Source organism: Kitasatospora sp. NPDC101176 (assembly GCF_044768035.1).
Lineage (GTDB): Bacteria > Actinomycetota > Actinomycetes > Streptomycetales > Streptomycetaceae > Kitasatospora.
Window position 1 is genome coordinate 65,976 of sequence record NZ_JBIWPA010000020.1, and the last position, 13,930, is coordinate 79,905.

The following is a 13,930-nucleotide window of genomic DNA, read 5'->3' on the forward strand; positions in this document are numbered from 1 at the left end:
ATCATGTTCGAGGAGGCACGCCCTCGACGAAGCGGCGTGCGGCCCGGCGGCTGGTGAGGGTGACGACGCGGGCGTGGCCGGCGTGCTCGGCGATCAGGGCGCGGACCTTGGGTCGCATGTGGCGCCGGAAGCCGAGGACGTAGCGGATGAAGCCCCAGTGGATGCGGTCGAAAACGCCCTGCTCGGTGTGCTGTCCGCCGCGGTAGCGGCGACGGCGCTGCAGGATCCCCCAGAGGCAGACGATCGGGGGGATGTCGAGGAAGACGACGGTGTCGGCTCGCCTGAGGCGGATGGGGAGGGTGGAGGCGAAGTTCCCGTCGATCACCCAGCGCGGTTCGGCGACGAGTTCCTCCTGGACCGCCGCGAACTCCTCGGGCGGCAGGGTGTTCCAGTCGGAGTCGTAGTAGACGCCGTCGAGGTGGGTGACGGGGGCGTTGATCTTGTCGGCGAGCTGGCGTCCGAGGGTGGTCTTGCCGCTGCCGCCGCAGCCGATGATGGCGATCCTGTCCATGTCGCCACAGGCTACCGAGGCTGGCGACGGACCGGATCGTGCTCGGCCTCGGCCGGTGCCCGAGGCGGGACTCTTCGACCCGCTCACGGCGCCTCGACGGGGACCAGGACGGCCCGGTCGAAGTCGAAGCGGACCTCCCGTCCGGGGCCGGCGGCCTCGGCGCAGGACAGGTAGACCCGCCCGTCGGGCGCGATCTCCAGCTTCTCCACGACGTCGCTGGGCGGCGGGCACCGCTCGGGCAGCAGGATGTCGGTGTTGACCTTCATCCCGCCGAGGTCCATGGCGCTCAGCTGTTCGTGGAGGTCCTCGGCCTGTCCCCAGGTGACGGCGGTGACTCCGCTGGTGGCGGCGTTGCCGACCGGACGGACACGGTGCAGCATCAGGTCGCCGGCACCGAGGTCGCGCAGTCGCTCGGCGAGGGCCGGGATGGTCGCGATGTTCTCCCCGGTAAGGGTGCAGGTCGCGCCGAACCGGAGGTTCCGGCCGAGGGCCCAGGCGAGGGTGTCGAAGGCGGCCTCGAAGGAGCCCGGCCGTCGGATTCGGTCGTGGGCCGCGGCCGTGCCGCCGTCCAGGGAGACCCGCAGCATGTCGAGGTGCTCGGCGGCGCGGGCGAGGAAGGCCCGCCGCTTGTAGCCGTTGGTGCAGATCTCGGTACCGTAGCCGAGCGACTTGGCAACGGTCAGGACGGTCGGCAAGCCCTCGAAGAGCAGGGGCTCCCCGCCCAGCAGGCACACCTCGCGGCAGTCGAAGCGGGCGAGGAAGTAGGTGAGGGCGGCGGTGGCCTGGTCGACGGTGACGGTGTCGGGCCGCTTGAGGTCCTCGCCGTGGTAGCAGGTCGTGCAGGAGAAGTTGCAGCGGAAGAGAAGCTCCAGGTAGAGCTTTTCGATCCGCTGGATCCCAGGAAGCACGGGCGGGAGCGGGTTCACCTGCGGTTTCCTTCCGTCGGTGGGAGCGGGGTCGGCGTGCCGTTCAGCACGCGGTCGATAGTGCGCAGTTGGCGGGTGAGGCGGAACCGGTCGAGCCCGTCGATGCAGCGGGCGATCAAGACGGCGTGGGCCCGGCTGCCGGTGATGCGGGCGAGCGCGGTGACGGTGGCCAGTACGTCGGGGCCGCTGGTGACGACCAGCTCCCGCGGCACAACCGCGTCAGCGCCCCGGTAGGTGGCCGGCACCAGGGGCAGGCAGCCGGCGAGGACGGACTCGAAGATGCGCTGGGTGAACTGGCCGCTCCGCGCGTACCGCTCGGGGGCCAGCAGCACGGTGGTCACCGAGGCCTCGTAGAGCGGAGCGACGTCGGCGAAGGGGATGCGTCCGGTGAAGTTCACATCCGGCCATCGGGCGGTGTCGGTCCACTTCCCGGTGACCCTGTGCGGCAGCCGGGCCGCGGCCGGGGCGAAGTACAGGTCGAAGGCGGCGTCGCGGTCGTACTGGTTGCCGATGTACACCAGCGGCAGTACGCGCCCGTGGGCGGCGAGAGCCGCAGGGTGTGCCCGGTCGAGCGCGTCGTCGTCGACCGGGAAGAGCAGGCTCTCGCTTCCCCGCGAGGGGTGCAGGGCCGGTTCGCAGACCTGCACGTGGCCGACGGCTCGAAGCGGGTCGTCGGCGGGCAGCTGCTGGTCCTTGTCCCAGAGCACCGTACGGACGCCATGGTGATGGGTGTAGTGGTCGAGGAGTTCCCGCTGCCGGTGGAGGTCGCAGGTATGTCCTTCGCTGCCGCACGGCGTGGTGTTGCGTTCGGGGATCGGCCAGCGCCATTCCAGGAACAGGGCGTCGATCTCGGGGAGGCCGCCGTCCCATGTGTAGTGGGCGGTGAGATCGGTGCCGGCCTCCGCCAGGTCCCTGTCGGCCTGCAACAGGATGACGTCATGGCCGCGGGCGGTGAGCCCGTCCAACAGGGTGCGGCGGTGGCTCCGTCCGCCGTCGGGGGTGTCGGTGATGCCGGACCCGAGGAACCCCCAGAAGCTGTAGCCGATCCTCATACCTTGGTCACCCACCAGTCCCCGACCAGCAGCGCGTCCAGCCCGGACTCGGCCAGGCAGTCGAGCGCCATCTCCGGCGTGCCGCACATCGGCTTGCCCTTGACGTTCAAGGAGGTGTTGATCAGCACGGGCACGCCCGTGATCTCGACGAAGGCCGCCAGGATCCCGGCGAGGAGCGGGTTGTCCCTGGGCGCCAGCGTCTGCACCCGAGCGGTCCCGTTGGCGTGGACGACGGCCGGGATCCGCTCGCGGGCCAGGTCGGTGACCGGCGAGGCCATCGACATGAACGGCGCTTCCTGGCCGAGGGTGAAGTAGTCGTCGGCCCGGTCGGCCAGCACGACCGGCGCGAACGGGCGGAACGGCTCCCGGAACTTCACCGTGGAGTTGAGCCGTTCCACGACGCCGTCCCGCAGCGGCGACGCGAGGATCGAACGGTTCCCGAGCGCCCGCGGCCCGGCCTCCCCGCTGCCCTGGAACACTCCGACGATGGTCCCCCGGGCGAGCTCGCCGGCGACGTGTCCGGCCGGGTCGAGCAGCCGCCTGGCGGTCATGCCGGGCCGCGGCTCGGAGGACAGCTCCAGGCCGGGGAATGCCGGCCCAAGGTAGCAGGACCGGGCCAACCCGGCCGGAAGGTTCCCGTGCCGGCCGAGGTGGACGGCGGTCGCGGCGCCGATAGCCGTGCCGGAGTCGCCCGGCGCCGGTGGAACGGCGACCTCGTCGAACAGTCCGGAGGCGATGATCTTCCCGATGCTGACGCAGTTCATCGCGACTCCCCCGCCGACGCACAGCAGCCGAGCGCCCGTCCGCTCGCGGGCGATCCGCGCCAGGTGCAGCATCACCTGCTCGGTGCGCTCCTGGAGCGCGGCCGCGAGGTCCGCGTGGACCGCTTCGACCGCCTCATCGGGCCGTCGAGGCGGGCAGGTGAACGCCGTGAAGGCGGCCGTCAGCCGCGGGAAACGGCTGTCCATGACGCGCAGCCCGATCAGCCGGTGGTCGAGAGCGAAGCCGTCGGTGGTGAGCCGAACGGCCTTGGCGAACAGCGGCCGGAGCCGTCCCGGGTCGCCGAGGGCGGCCAGCGCCATGACAGTGCCCTCCTCATCGCCCCGCTGCCAGCCGAGGTGCTCGGTGACCGCGCCGTAGACGTAGCCGAGCGAGGCCGGGTCGTCCTGGGCGTGGACGATCCGGTACGAGCAGCCGTTCGCGTTCCGTCGGGCGTGCCCGATCGTGGTGGCCTGCACCTCCCCCAGGCTGTCCACCACCAGCACGGCGGCGTCCTCATAGCCGGAGGCGGCGAAGGCGTACAGGCCGTGGGCCCGGTGGTGGAGGACGGGCTGAACGGAAGCGTTCGGGAAGGCTCCGGACAGGCGCGCCAGGCGTCCGCGGGTGTTGGCCGCGACCTTGGCGAACGAGCGGGCCCTCGGCAGGGCCCTGGCCGACGTCGCCAGCCGCACGGCGTGGGCGAGCGCGGCGGGAACCGCCCGCAGGTAGAGCTGCGGCGTGAAGTTGTACGCGACGGTGTCGACGTCCGCGCGGGCCAGGCCGGCCTCCTCCAGGAGCCATTCCACGGCGAGGGTCGGGAAGCGCTTGTCGTGCTTGACGCCGCTGAGCCGTTCCTCCTCCACGAAGCCGACGAGCCGGCCGTCGACGACCAGAGCGGCGGCGGAGTCGTGGGTGTAGGAGCACAGGCCCAGCACGGCGCTGCGGTTCGCGGTCACCCCGGTCACCACTTCGCCGGGATCGCCGGTGCCGGCATCGGGGCGAGCGGGACCTTTTGCTCGCGCTGGTCGTACCAGAGCCCCATCGCCTCGGGCAGCGGCCCGCTCACCTCGGCGGCCCGGGCACGGGCCTCGTCGCACCGCCCGGCCTTCCAGAGCCGGTAGCTGGCCAGGACCGCGGCGAAGCCGTCCCAGACCGGATGCCCGACGGCCTCCCCTGCCGTCACCTGCTTCAGCACCGGGTCGAAGTCGTCCCACGGGACGCCGACCGGCTGCCACCGTCGTGAGGGCTCCTCCTCGACGGGCAACTGCCAGGAGCTGTCCTGGTGTTGGGCGTACAGGTGCAGGGAGTCGACGTGGTGGTGGTAGTCGCCGACCTCGACGCCGAGCCAGCCGGCCATCAGTTCGTGCAGAACGGTGGTGGTGATCAGGTCGTACGGGAGACCGAGCCACACGTCCTGGCTCCGCATGCTGGTGTGCATCTCCAGGCGGCCGGCGCGCAGGTAGAAGCGGTAGCCGAGGGTGCAGGGGACGTCCTTGTGGCCGGCGGTGTCCCTCCTGGGGTCGAAGATCTGAACGACGGCCCGACGGCTCTCGCTGTCGCGCGTCAACTGGCGCCGGACGTAGTCGAGCTGGTCCAGCTGCCCGTGCCAGCGCCGCAGCCGCGGCCCATAGGCGCCCTGGAGGGCGCCGTGGTCGGTGAGGCCGGCGAGGCGGCTGTTGAAGTCGTGGATCCAGTCGGCACTGGAGCCGGAGAGAATCCAGACCGTCTCGGCGGCGGCGAACGCCGGGTTGAGCACCCGGTGCGGGTCCAGATGGACGAGCCGGGCCGTGGGGTCGGTCAACTTGAGGTAGGCCCCCATGAGCTCGGCCGTGGCCATGCCGCGCGGCGCGACGCTGCGGCCCTGGCTCAGGATGGTCTTGCCGGCACGGGTGAACAACGCGTTCGCGCTGTCGGCGGCGGTGACGAACACAGCGACTCCGTTGGACGTCGGGACGGGACCGTTCAGGCGCTCGCGATCTGCGGGGAGTTGGCCGTGAGGTGGGCGAGCTGGCGGGAGATGCCCTGGACGAGGGCGGTGCAGGGCTTCCAGCCGAGGAGTTCACCGGCCCGGGAGCGGTCGGCGAGGGTGGCGTCCACGTCGCCGGGCTTAGCCGGCATCCGGTTGACCGGCACGGGGCGGCCGGTCAGTTCCTCGATCGCGGCCAGGACGTCGAGCACGCTGGTGCTGACACCGGCGCCGATGTTGAGCACGGCGCTTTCGATCCCGGTGGTCGCGCCGGCGATCGCGGCTTGGACGACGTCGCCGACGTACGTGAAGTCCCGGCGCTGGTCGCCGCTCCCGTACAGGTTCAGGGCGGCACCTCCCAGCGCCGCCGCGAGTGCGCGGCCGATCAGCATGTCCGGCCGCTGACGCGGGCCGTAGACGGTGAACAGCCGCAGCGCCACCGCGGTGACCGCCGACGAGGCCTTGCCCGCGTGTGCGAGGCACAGCTGCTCGCCAGCCAGTTTGCTGACCGCGTACGGCGACTCCGGCGTCGGCGTCCGCTGCTCGCCGGACGCGCCTTCGCGGATGGTGCCGTACACGCTGGACGACGAGGCGTAGACCAGCCGGGGAACGCGAACGTCCTCGCAAGCGGCCAGCACCCGCTCGGTCGCGAACACGTTGCAGCCGGTGTACTCGGCGAACCGCTCGCCCCAGGACCCGCGCACCCCCGGCATGCCGGCGAAGTGGAAGACGGCGTCGGCCTGGAGGAACAGCGCCGCGACCGGGCAGGTCCTCAGGTCGGCGGCGACGAAGGTGAAGCCCGGGTGGCCCAGGGCGTCCGCGAGGTTGGTCGCCGCCACGGGGTCGGTCCCGGGATCCCGGCGATCCACGCCGACGACGGTGGCCCCGGCTGAGAGGAGCGCGTCGACCAGGTGCGAGCCGATGAAACCGGCCGCTCCGGTCACGACGGCCCTCTTCAAGCGGTGACGCTCCACGCCATGACGATCGTTCATGAAGTCTCCTGAGTGCAGGGTGAGTTGGTGCCGCTGGCACGCACGTCCAGGTCCGCCGATCAGCGGAGCCTTCGGACGACTGCATCCAGTCAACGGCCCTCGGAGCACCAAGGGTCAGGAAGAACTCGGCAGCCCGCACTCGCGGACGACCGAAAACTTGACCTTCCCATTACTCGAAAGCGTGCGCGTCAGTAGTCGCGGCGCTACTTTGTGCACATGGCGGACAACCTCGCACTTCGCCGATTCATGGACGACCTCGGCCTGACACAGGCCGAGTTGGCCCATCGCGTCAACCTGGAGATCGGCCGCCTGACGGGAAAGCCGGGCACCGCATCAGAGCGAACGGTCCACAACTGGCTGACGGCCAAGACCAGTTGGCCGCCAGCCAAACATCGGGAAGCGCTCAGGGCAGTATTCGGGTGTACTGGTCCAGACCTCGGGTTCGTTCAACCCGGGGGAGGCAATCGCGTGCACCCGGAGGATGATGTGAAGCGACGATCTTTCATGACCGCCGTGACCGGAACCGCACTCGCGGTCGGCTCCCCTGCCGTGGCAGCGCCTCGTAGGATCGGCCACAGCGACGTGGAGCGGCTCAACGCCCGGTTCGCCGAGGTGATCGCCAGCGACCATCGACACGGGGGAAAGCTCAGCATCGAAGCTCACGCCGAAGTACTCGCCGACGAGGCTCTCGACCTCCAGCAGCACGGGGCTGCCAGCCAACGCGTCCGCGCCGCGCTCTTCGGTTGTGCCGCGTCCTTCATGTCCTCCGCCCTGTGGGCCGCCATCGACGGCCGACGCTTCGACACCGCACTGCGACACCACGAGCGAGCCGCGAGCCTTGCCGCGATGTCCGGGAACGCCGCCATCCAGTTCCGCATCTGGTCCCACGCCGGCAGCCTCTACCGACACATGCGCAAGCCGAACGAGGCCCTCGCGGCCAATGACGTCGCCCGCAACCTCCCGATCGCCCGCCGCGACCCCCTCTTCGCCTCCCTCGGCCACGCTCGACACGCCGCGATCCACGGCCTGACCGGCGACGTGAACGCCGTCCGCCGGTCCGTCGGCCGCGCCCAGGACGCGCTCAACCGGGCGGGCACCGGCGACGCCCGCCCGGTCTGGCTGGTGGCGCACTACGACCAGGCCGAACTCGACTCCCTCGCGCTCGCCGCCCACCTGGCGCTCGGCCGCTACGAGGACGCCGAGTCCCACGCTCACCGAAGCCTCGGCCTGCTCCGTCCCCACATGCAGCGGAGCCGCGCCATCACCAACGCCCGCCTCGCCCGCGCCCAGCTCGGCCAGGGCGACCTCGAACCCGCCGTCACCACCGCCATGGCCATCCCGGCAGGGTTGGCCGCACACCCGCGAGTCGCCGGGATGCTCGATCGCTTCAGCTCGGCCCTGCTGAACGTGGCGCCGAACAGTCCCCATGCGCAACTCTGGGACCAGTACACCCACGACACCCGGAGGACTCCCGCGTGACCGAGCCGGACCTGCACCACTTCACCGAGCTGACCCCCCTCGCACGCCAGACCCTGATCGACCTCTACGCGGACGTGCGCGCACCGCTGCTTCACCTCCCCAACTACGCCGTCACCACGTTCGCCGAGCGCCTCGACCGCCACAGCGGCGAGCCCGGCTTCGAGGCCGTCATCGGCTACGACGAGAACGAACCGATCGGCTACGCCTACGGCAACACCATCTTTTCCGGCGACCGCTGGTGGACCCGGATGTCCAAGCCGATAGCGCCCGAGCTCACCGCCGACCCGGTCTTCGCCCTCAAGGAGCTGGGAGTCCGCCCCCCATGGCGCGGCACGGGCGCCGCACGCCGCATCCACGAAGAACTCGCCGGCAACCGCCCCGAGGAGCGGATCACCCTGATGGTGAACCCCGCCGCCGGCGACGGCAAAGTGCTCGCACTGTACGAGTCCTGGGGCTACTCAGCCGTCAACGAGGTCCAGCCGAATCCGGACGCACCGCCGCTCGTGGCCATGATCCGGAAATGCGTGGTGTGAGCGTAGCGGCCGAGCCTGTTGAGGGTCGCCGCCCTTGAGCGGGGACCAGTCGTCCTCGCCGACGTACCACAGGCCCTCGTCCCCTACGGCGAAGCTGCCATCTCCGTAAGCGTGCAGCTGGCTCCCGACCGAGATGTCGGACGGTGTCACCGCGGCGGCCGTACCGGCCTTCTCCAGGCGCATCACGCGCCGGACCCCGCCGTTGTCGGGATCGGACTGCAACCACCACAGCGAGCCTGCCGCTGCCTGGAGTTCGTCGTAAGTGACGAGCTTCCGCGCGATCCACGCGGGTGAGAGCCCGCTGCCCTGAGACCTCATGGGAGGGATCCTGCCGAATTGCGCAAGTAAGCGCCACCTCCGGCTGATGGCCACTACTCGATTCCCCCGTGGCTCGGCCGCGATCCGGTGCAAGCAGGGACAGGATCCGGGCAGTTGGGCACATCGGTCCGCGCCGGCACGCTCAGGGCCGGCGATGGGTCGGGCGAGGATCATATCGAGGGTGGTTTTCGTAACAACCTCTTGTATGTATCCCCCGCTGGGATCGTCAGCCCCCAGGAGAACCCCGGAAGGGGCACCGCACCACCCGGAAGGACCCGGCGGCACCGCCCTCGGCGCCGGGCCTACACGCATGTCCCACGGACGGGTCCGAACCCGCTCAACTCCGCCTCGTGGCGCGCTGCGCGTCCTGGCGCGGCTCGGGCCGGAAAAGGGCGTCCTCGACCTGCTGGAGGCCACCTCGGGGTGGACCCGGCCGGTCGAAGTAGCCCTCGCCGAGGCCGGGTTCGAGGACAGCGCAGGCTCGCAGTCCGAGCTCCTCGAACGCTGCCGCCGAACGACGACCCGTACCGGGGGCGTCCGGCTGCGCGGGGCGCTTGCCTGGGACGAGGCGCTGCCCTGGCTAGCCGGCGCGGCCGTGGTGATCGCCCCCAGCCACAAGGAGACCTTCGGCCTGGTGGCGCTGGAGGCCATGAGCGTCGGCACCCCGGTTGTCGCCTACCGGATCGGCAACCTTCCCGCCCTGATCGCCCCGACCAGCCACGACGACCACCTGCTCGTCGACCACGATGACGGCCCCGCCGCTCTCCACAAGGCGGCACAGACCCTCCTGGAAGATGACATACTGCACGCCGCGACTACACAGACCGTGTATCGGAGAGCGGCCGCCTTCCAGCCGCGCCGAATCGCTGATCTCTTCCCAGAGGCGGTGTCGTGATGCCCGAAACCCCAGTAACCCCCGCTCCGCTGCTGCTCGTCGACGGGTTCAACCTTCTGTGGGCCGGCACCTTCGGTTTCCCCGCCCCGATCTTCTCCCGTGACAAGTCCCGTGAACTGACCGGCCTGTTCGCCTTCTTCGCGCTGTTGCGTGCCACGATCCGCGACGATGTCGACGTCGCACCGCCCGAGGTCCTGGTCGTCTTCGACGGCGAGCACGGCGCCGCCGACCGCGTGGCCACCGACCAGGAGTACAAGGCGAACCGGGAGGCGACACCGGAGGCACTCAAGCCGCTGCAGTTCCTCGCCCCGGTGAAGGACGGCCTGGACGCGTACCGGATCCGGTGGATCGAGGTCGACGACGCCGAAGCCGATGACGTCATCGCCACCCTCGCCACCCGGGCCGCCGCTTCCCGGCCGGTGCTCATCATGTCGAGGGACATGGACTTCTACCAACTCCTCGACGACCGCGTGCGCATCCTCGACCGCTCCCGGAAGTCCTCCCAACGGATCATCCCCCCCCGACGAGGTCGTCACCCGCTACGGCGTCACCCCCGCCCAGTGGCCGGCCTTCCGCGCCCTCACCGGCGACAAGTCCGACAACATCCCCGGCGTCCGCGGCATCGGCCCGAAGTTCGCCGCCGCCCTGCTACGCGACGGCATGCAGCTGAGCGACCTGCCCGGCTCCGGGCGGCTGACCGGCGCCAAGGGCGCCTCGATCACCACCGCCTGGGCCGACGCGCTCCGCTGGGAAGCGATGATCACGGTGCGCCGCGACGTGAACGTCCCCTTCGCCTTCGGTGGCGGGGCGAGCCCCCAGTTGCCGAAGCCCGCCGACATCGTCGAGAAGCTGGGGCTCTGGTGACCAGCCCCCTGCCGGGCTCGATCCTGGCAGCCTTCGCGCACCCCGACGACGCCGAACTGTGGGCCGGAGCCACCCTCGCACTCCACGCCAGGCACGCCGCCGTCACCACCGTCGTCCCGCATCGCGACGACGTCCGCGATGACGAGGCCCGCAAGGGCGCCGCAGCCCTCGGCGCCGACCTGCGCGAGGTCTCCCGGCTCGACCACGCCACCGTGCAGCAACTGCTTCTGGAGGCGCAGCCGGTGATCGTCGCCACTCACCCGTTCAACGGCGTCCACCCCGAGCACCGGGCCGTCGCCACCACCGTGCTGGCGGCCGTCCCCGAGCACCGGATCGCCACCGGCCGCCCGAGTCGCTTCTACACCTGCGATACAAGGACAAGGGCCAGTCCACCGAGGACAAGGTGCAGAACACGGTCGAGTTCCCGGTGACGGTGTCCGGTTCGAACGCGTTGCACCTGGGCGCGAAGGCCACCTTCGCGCTGGCCTTCCAGGCTTCGTTCTCGCGCCAGTGGCAGGTGCAGAGCACGGAGACCACCAAGGCCGCCTTCTCGGTCAGCCCCGGTGACGCGATCCAGCTCGGGGTGGTCAACGCCACCTCCCGCACCACCGGGGAGCTGAAGATGCCGGGACAACGAACCCGTCCGCCGCGGGTCACCCGCCTCAGCGCGTCGGGGCCCGGCTGCTATCCGATGACCTCGGCGCGCTTGATGATGGCATCTCCGCATCGAGCCTGACCGGCATGACGGCCCGACCAGGGACCCTCTCAGGACACGGGAGGGTGACCGCTGCGGCCGGCCGCAGCCCTGCCAATCCTCAGGGCGACCTGCCCATTCCGGCTGTGGCATACAGCCGATGGGGCGTCAGACGTGGTCAGCAAAAGGTCAGCATAGGTACGAGCAAACCCTGTCCAACGAGTACACACGTGGGACTCGACCACTCTCGACATTCCGCTCGCGGAGCCTCTCCCCACGGGGGGCCAAACGGTGCTCTCACCAGCAGGGACGGCCGGCCAAACCTGACAGCCCTTCCTTAACCCTTCCATATCTGTACAATGCGGACACCGGATCGGTCGATCTACTTGCGGGCCTCGATCAGGAAGCGCGCCGAGTGGGCCACGAACGGGCCCTCGGCCCGGATCCGGGCGTCCAGTTCGCGCAGCCGGTCCCGGTACGCGTCGACCGTGAAGCCCGGGACCATCCAGATCACCTTGCGCAGGAAGTAGACCACCGCGCCGATGTCGCGGAACTCCATCCGCAGGCGCTCGGAGCGCAGGTCCACGACCGCCAGGCCAGCCGCCCTGGCGGCGGCGCTCTCGCCCTCGGGGCGGCGGGCCTGCCGGGCCTGCGGCTGCGGGCCGAGGAAGTACTCGACCAGCTCGAAGACGGACGCCGGGCCGACGTGCTGGGCGAAGTACGTGCCGCCGGGCCGCAGCACCCGCTCGATCTCCGACCACCAGGCCTTCACCGGGTGCCGGCTGGTGACCAGGTCGAAGGCGCCGTCGGCGAAGGGCAGCGGCGGCTCGTCCGGGTCCGCGACGACGACCGCGCCCAGCGGGTGCAGGAGCTCCGTGGCGCGGGCGACGTTCGGCGGCCAGGACTCGGTGGCGGCCAGGGCGGCCGGCAGCGCGCGGGGGGCTCCGGCTCCGTCGCCGCCGACCCCGCCGGCGCCGAACGCCGCGGTCGCCAGGCGTGCGGCGCCGGCCAGGACCTCGCCGCCGCCGGTCTGCACGTCCAGGGCCGCCGAGGCCGCGCCCAACCGTTCGGCCAGCATCCGCTGGTACCCCCAGGACGGCCGTTCCTCCGTGGCACGGCCGTCCAGCCAGGAGAAGTCCCAGCCGTCCACGGACACGGCCCCGGCCTCGGCGACGAGCTCTTCGAAGGTGCGCATACCGGCATCATCCCGGCGCCGCCCCGCCCTGACCAGCCGATTTCCCTCGACCCGGGCCACGCCGCACGGCCGCACCACGGGGTACGCGTCAGCCCCTTCCCCGGCTGCCCGCCGCCGCGGGGGGACAACCGCGTCAATCGGGCTACATCGTGAACAAGTAGGATGACTCAACTTCCGCGCTACGCGCGGAGACTTCCATAAATGTTCCATTTGCCCGATTCATCTCCCGCTTCACACGCACGGAGCCACCCTCATGGACAACCCGTCCGCCGTCGACGTCGACGGCGCGATCGAGACGCGCGGTATCGAACCCGTCCCCGACCACGAGCGCCAGGGCAGAGTCCGCGAGCTCTTCCCGACCTGGGTCGCGGCGAACATCAGCGTCCTGCTGCTGACCATGGGCGCCGCCCTGGTGGTGTTCAACCAGTTGAACTTCTGGCAGGTCCTGATCGTCGCCGCGTGCGCCGCGCTCGTCTCGTTCGGCATGGTCGGCGTGCTGTCGGTCTCCGGGAAGTGGGGCGGTGCGCCCGGCGCGACCCTCTCCCGGGCCACCTTCGGGGTGCGCGGGAACCTCTTCCCCGGCGCGATCCTGTGGATCGCCCGGTTCGGCTGGGAGACGATCAACGCCGTCACCGGCGCCTACGCCGTGCTGACCGTCCTCGACCTGCTCTTCGGCGTGAAGAGCAACACCGCGCTGATCGTGATCACGCTCTTCGCCTTCGTCGCCTGCACCTTCCTGGTCTCCGGCATGGGCCGGAAGGCGCTGAACGTCTGCAACACCTGGTCGACGTACCTCTTCGGCGTCTTCAGCGTCCTGGTGCTGGGCTACCTGGTCGCCACCATGCACTGGAGCGAGGTCTTCTCCAAGCCCGCGGGCACCACCGCGATGATGATCGCCGGCATCGGGACCATCGCCGCCGGCGGCATCAGCTGGGTCCCCACCGGCCCGGACTTCGCCCGCTACCTGCCGCACGCCGCCTCCGGCAGGAAGATCGTCGGCGTGACGGTCTCCGGCGCCGGCCTGGTGATGGTGCCGATGGTGCTGATGGGCGCCGTGATGGCGGTGGCCTCGCCCGGCCTGGCGGACGCCGCCGACCCGGTCTCCTTCCTCGGCGACCTGCTGCCGACCTGGCTGGCCGTGCCCTACCTGCTCACCGCGATCGTCGGCATGCTGCTGATCAACAGCCTCTCCATGTACTCGGCCGGCTTCACCGCGCAGACCATGGGCGTCCGGCTGCCGCGCGCCCTGGCCGTCAGCATCAACGCCGTGATCTCGCTGGTCGGCGGCCTGCTGCTGATGCTGGTGGCCAAGAGCTTCCTGGGCTCCTTCATCACCTTCCTGATCCTGCTCGCCGTCTCCTTCTCGGCCTGGATCGGCGTCTACGCGGTGGACATGTTCCGCCGCCGCTCGCGCGCGGTGCGCTACGACGCCGCTGCACTGATGGACACCGGCAGGAACAGCCGGTACTGGTACGTGGGCGGCTTCTGCTGGCAGGCGATGGTGTCCTGGGTGCTCGCGCTCCTGAGCGGGCTCGCCTTCACCAAGTGCGACTGGTTCGCCGGACCGCTCTCCGACACCCCCGTCGGCAGGTACGGGCTCGCCTGGGCGGCGACCATCGTCATCTCCGCCGCGATCATGGCCGTGCTCCCCGCGCCGCGGGAGAACACCCCGGCCGCCGAGCGGACCACCGGCCCCCGGGCGGAGCGGACCGAGACCGTCACCGTCTGACCCCGCGGCGCCGACCG

Annotated in this window: 14 protein-coding genes and 1 pseudogene; 8 read left to right on the top strand and 7 right to left on the bottom strand. The window is 70.8% G+C overall.

Going from position 1 to position 13,930, the window contains the following annotated elements:
- Window position 1: 1 nt before the first annotated feature.
- From ACIRS1_RS25010 to ACIRS1_RS25035, 6 genes are all read right to left on the bottom strand, one after another.
- Window positions 2–511, bottom strand: a complete 510-nt coding sequence (locus ACIRS1_RS25010; protein ID WP_402843573.1) for a topology modulation protein — start codon at window positions 509–511, stop codon at window positions 2–4.
- A gap of 83 nt (window positions 512–594) precedes the next feature.
- On the bottom strand, window positions 595–1,437 hold the full coding sequence (locus tag ACIRS1_RS25015) for a radical SAM protein (RefSeq protein WP_402843576.1): 843 nt from the start codon (window positions 1,435–1,437) through the stop codon (window positions 595–597).
- Window positions 1,434–2,489: a hypothetical protein gene (locus ACIRS1_RS25020; protein WP_402843579.1), complete on the bottom strand. Its 1,056-nt coding sequence runs from the start codon at window positions 2,487–2,489 to the stop codon at window positions 1,434–1,436. Before ACIRS1_RS25020 ends, ACIRS1_RS25015 begins: the two co-directional genes overlap by 4 nt.
- Window positions 2,486–4,204, bottom strand: a complete 1,719-nt coding sequence (locus tag ACIRS1_RS25025; protein WP_402843582.1) for a carbamoyltransferase — start codon at window positions 4,202–4,204, stop codon at window positions 2,486–2,488. The genes ACIRS1_RS25020 and ACIRS1_RS25025 overlap by 4 nt, the downstream gene beginning before the upstream one ends.
- Window positions 4,205–4,209: 5 nt before the next feature.
- A complete protein-coding gene (locus tag ACIRS1_RS25030) occupies window positions 4,210–5,178 on the bottom strand; it encodes a thymidylate synthase (RefSeq protein WP_402843585.1) in 969 nt (322 codons plus the stop codon).
- Window positions 5,179–5,210: 32 nt separating this feature from the next.
- The gene (locus ACIRS1_RS25035) at window positions 5,211–6,206 is read right to left on the bottom strand and encodes an NAD-dependent epimerase/dehydratase family protein (protein WP_402843587.1); all 996 of its coding nucleotides are present in this window, start codon (window positions 6,204–6,206) and stop codon (window positions 5,211–5,213) included.
- 504 nt (window positions 6,207–6,710) lie between these two features.
- Here ACIRS1_RS25035 and ACIRS1_RS25040 point away from each other — a divergent pair.
- The 7 genes and pseudogenes from ACIRS1_RS25040 (at window position 6,711) to ACIRS1_RS25070 (ending at window position 11,031) form a co-directional block, all read left to right on the top strand.
- Window positions 6,711–7,685: a hypothetical protein gene (locus tag ACIRS1_RS25040; protein WP_402843590.1), complete on the top strand. Its 975-nt coding sequence runs from the start codon at window positions 6,711–6,713 to the stop codon at window positions 7,683–7,685.
- Complete coding sequence (locus tag ACIRS1_RS25045) at window positions 7,682–8,218, top strand: GNAT family N-acetyltransferase (RefSeq protein WP_402843593.1); 537 nt, start codon at window positions 7,682–7,684, stop codon at window positions 8,216–8,218. Before ACIRS1_RS25040 ends, ACIRS1_RS25045 begins: the two co-directional genes overlap by 4 nt.
- 628 nt (window positions 8,219–8,846) lie before the next feature.
- Window positions 8,847–9,431, top strand: a complete 585-nt coding sequence (locus tag ACIRS1_RS25050) for a glycosyltransferase (RefSeq protein ID WP_402843596.1) — start codon at window positions 8,847–8,849, stop codon at window positions 9,429–9,431.
- Window positions 9,431–9,913, top strand: a pseudogene (locus ACIRS1_RS25055) (DNA polymerase I); the annotation flags it as partial. The gene ACIRS1_RS25050 and the pseudogene ACIRS1_RS25055, both read left to right, overlap by 1 nt.
- The gene (locus ACIRS1_RS25060) at window positions 9,804–10,295 is read left to right on the top strand and encodes a 5'-3' exonuclease H3TH domain-containing protein (RefSeq protein WP_402843772.1); all 492 of its coding nucleotides are present in this window, start codon (window positions 9,804–9,806) and stop codon (window positions 10,293–10,295) included. The pseudogene ACIRS1_RS25055 and the gene ACIRS1_RS25060, both read left to right, overlap by 110 nt.
- A complete protein-coding gene (locus ACIRS1_RS25065) occupies window positions 10,292–10,726 on the top strand; it encodes a PIG-L deacetylase family protein (protein ID WP_402843795.1) in 435 nt (144 codons plus the stop codon). The genes ACIRS1_RS25060 and ACIRS1_RS25065 overlap by 4 nt, the downstream gene beginning before the upstream one ends.
- Window positions 10,699–11,031: a hypothetical protein gene (locus ACIRS1_RS25070; RefSeq protein WP_402843599.1), complete on the top strand. Its 333-nt coding sequence runs from the start codon at window positions 10,699–10,701 to the stop codon at window positions 11,029–11,031. Before ACIRS1_RS25065 ends, ACIRS1_RS25070 begins: the two co-directional genes overlap by 28 nt.
- A gap of 340 nt (window positions 11,032–11,371) precedes the next feature.
- Here ACIRS1_RS25070 and ACIRS1_RS25075 read toward each other — a convergent pair whose 3' ends face one another.
- Window positions 11,372–12,184 carry a methyltransferase domain-containing protein gene (locus ACIRS1_RS25075; protein ID WP_402843601.1) on the bottom strand — a complete coding sequence of 271 codons (813 nt, stop codon included), beginning with the start codon at window positions 12,182–12,184 and terminating at the stop codon, window positions 11,372–11,374.
- Window positions 12,185–12,437: 253 nt separating this feature from the next.
- Between ACIRS1_RS25075 and ACIRS1_RS25080 the strand changes: the two genes are divergently transcribed.
- The gene (locus ACIRS1_RS25080) at window positions 12,438–13,913 is read left to right on the top strand and encodes a purine-cytosine permease family protein (RefSeq protein ID WP_402843604.1); all 1,476 of its coding nucleotides are present in this window, start codon (window positions 12,438–12,440) and stop codon (window positions 13,911–13,913) included.
- The last annotated feature ends 17 nt before the right edge of the window (window positions 13,914–13,930 follow it).

What these genes read in the sequence shown, in the direction of transcription:
- ACIRS1_RS25075 (WP_402843601.1), bottom strand. Translation starts at nt 12,184, where the DNA reads ATGCGCACCTTCGAAGAGCTCGTCGCCGAGGCCGGGGCCGTGTCCGTG.
- ACIRS1_RS25080 (WP_402843604.1), top strand. Translation starts at nt 12,438, where the DNA reads ATGGACAACCCGTCCGCCGTCGACGTCGACGGCGCGATCGAGACGCGC.
- ACIRS1_RS25035 (WP_402843587.1), bottom strand. Translation starts at nt 6,206, where the DNA reads ATGAACGATCGTCATGGCGTGGAGCGTCACCGCTTGAAGAGGGCCGTC.
- ACIRS1_RS25020 (WP_402843579.1), bottom strand. Translation starts at nt 2,489, where the DNA reads ATGAGGATCGGCTACAGCTTCTGGGGGTTCCTCGGGTCCGGCATCACC.
- ACIRS1_RS25050 (WP_402843596.1), top strand. Translation starts at nt 8,847, where the DNA reads ATGTCCCACGGACGGGTCCGAACCCGCTCAACTCCGCCTCGTGGCGCG.
- ACIRS1_RS25010 (WP_402843573.1), bottom strand. Translation starts at nt 511, where the DNA reads ATGGACAGGATCGCCATCATCGGCTGCGGCGGCAGCGGCAAGACCACC.
- ACIRS1_RS25040 (WP_402843590.1), top strand. Translation starts at nt 6,711, where the DNA reads ATGACCGCCGTGACCGGAACCGCACTCGCGGTCGGCTCCCCTGCCGTG.
- ACIRS1_RS25060 (WP_402843772.1), top strand. Translation starts at nt 9,804, where the DNA reads ATGACGTCATCGCCACCCTCGCCACCCGGGCCGCCGCTTCCCGGCCGG.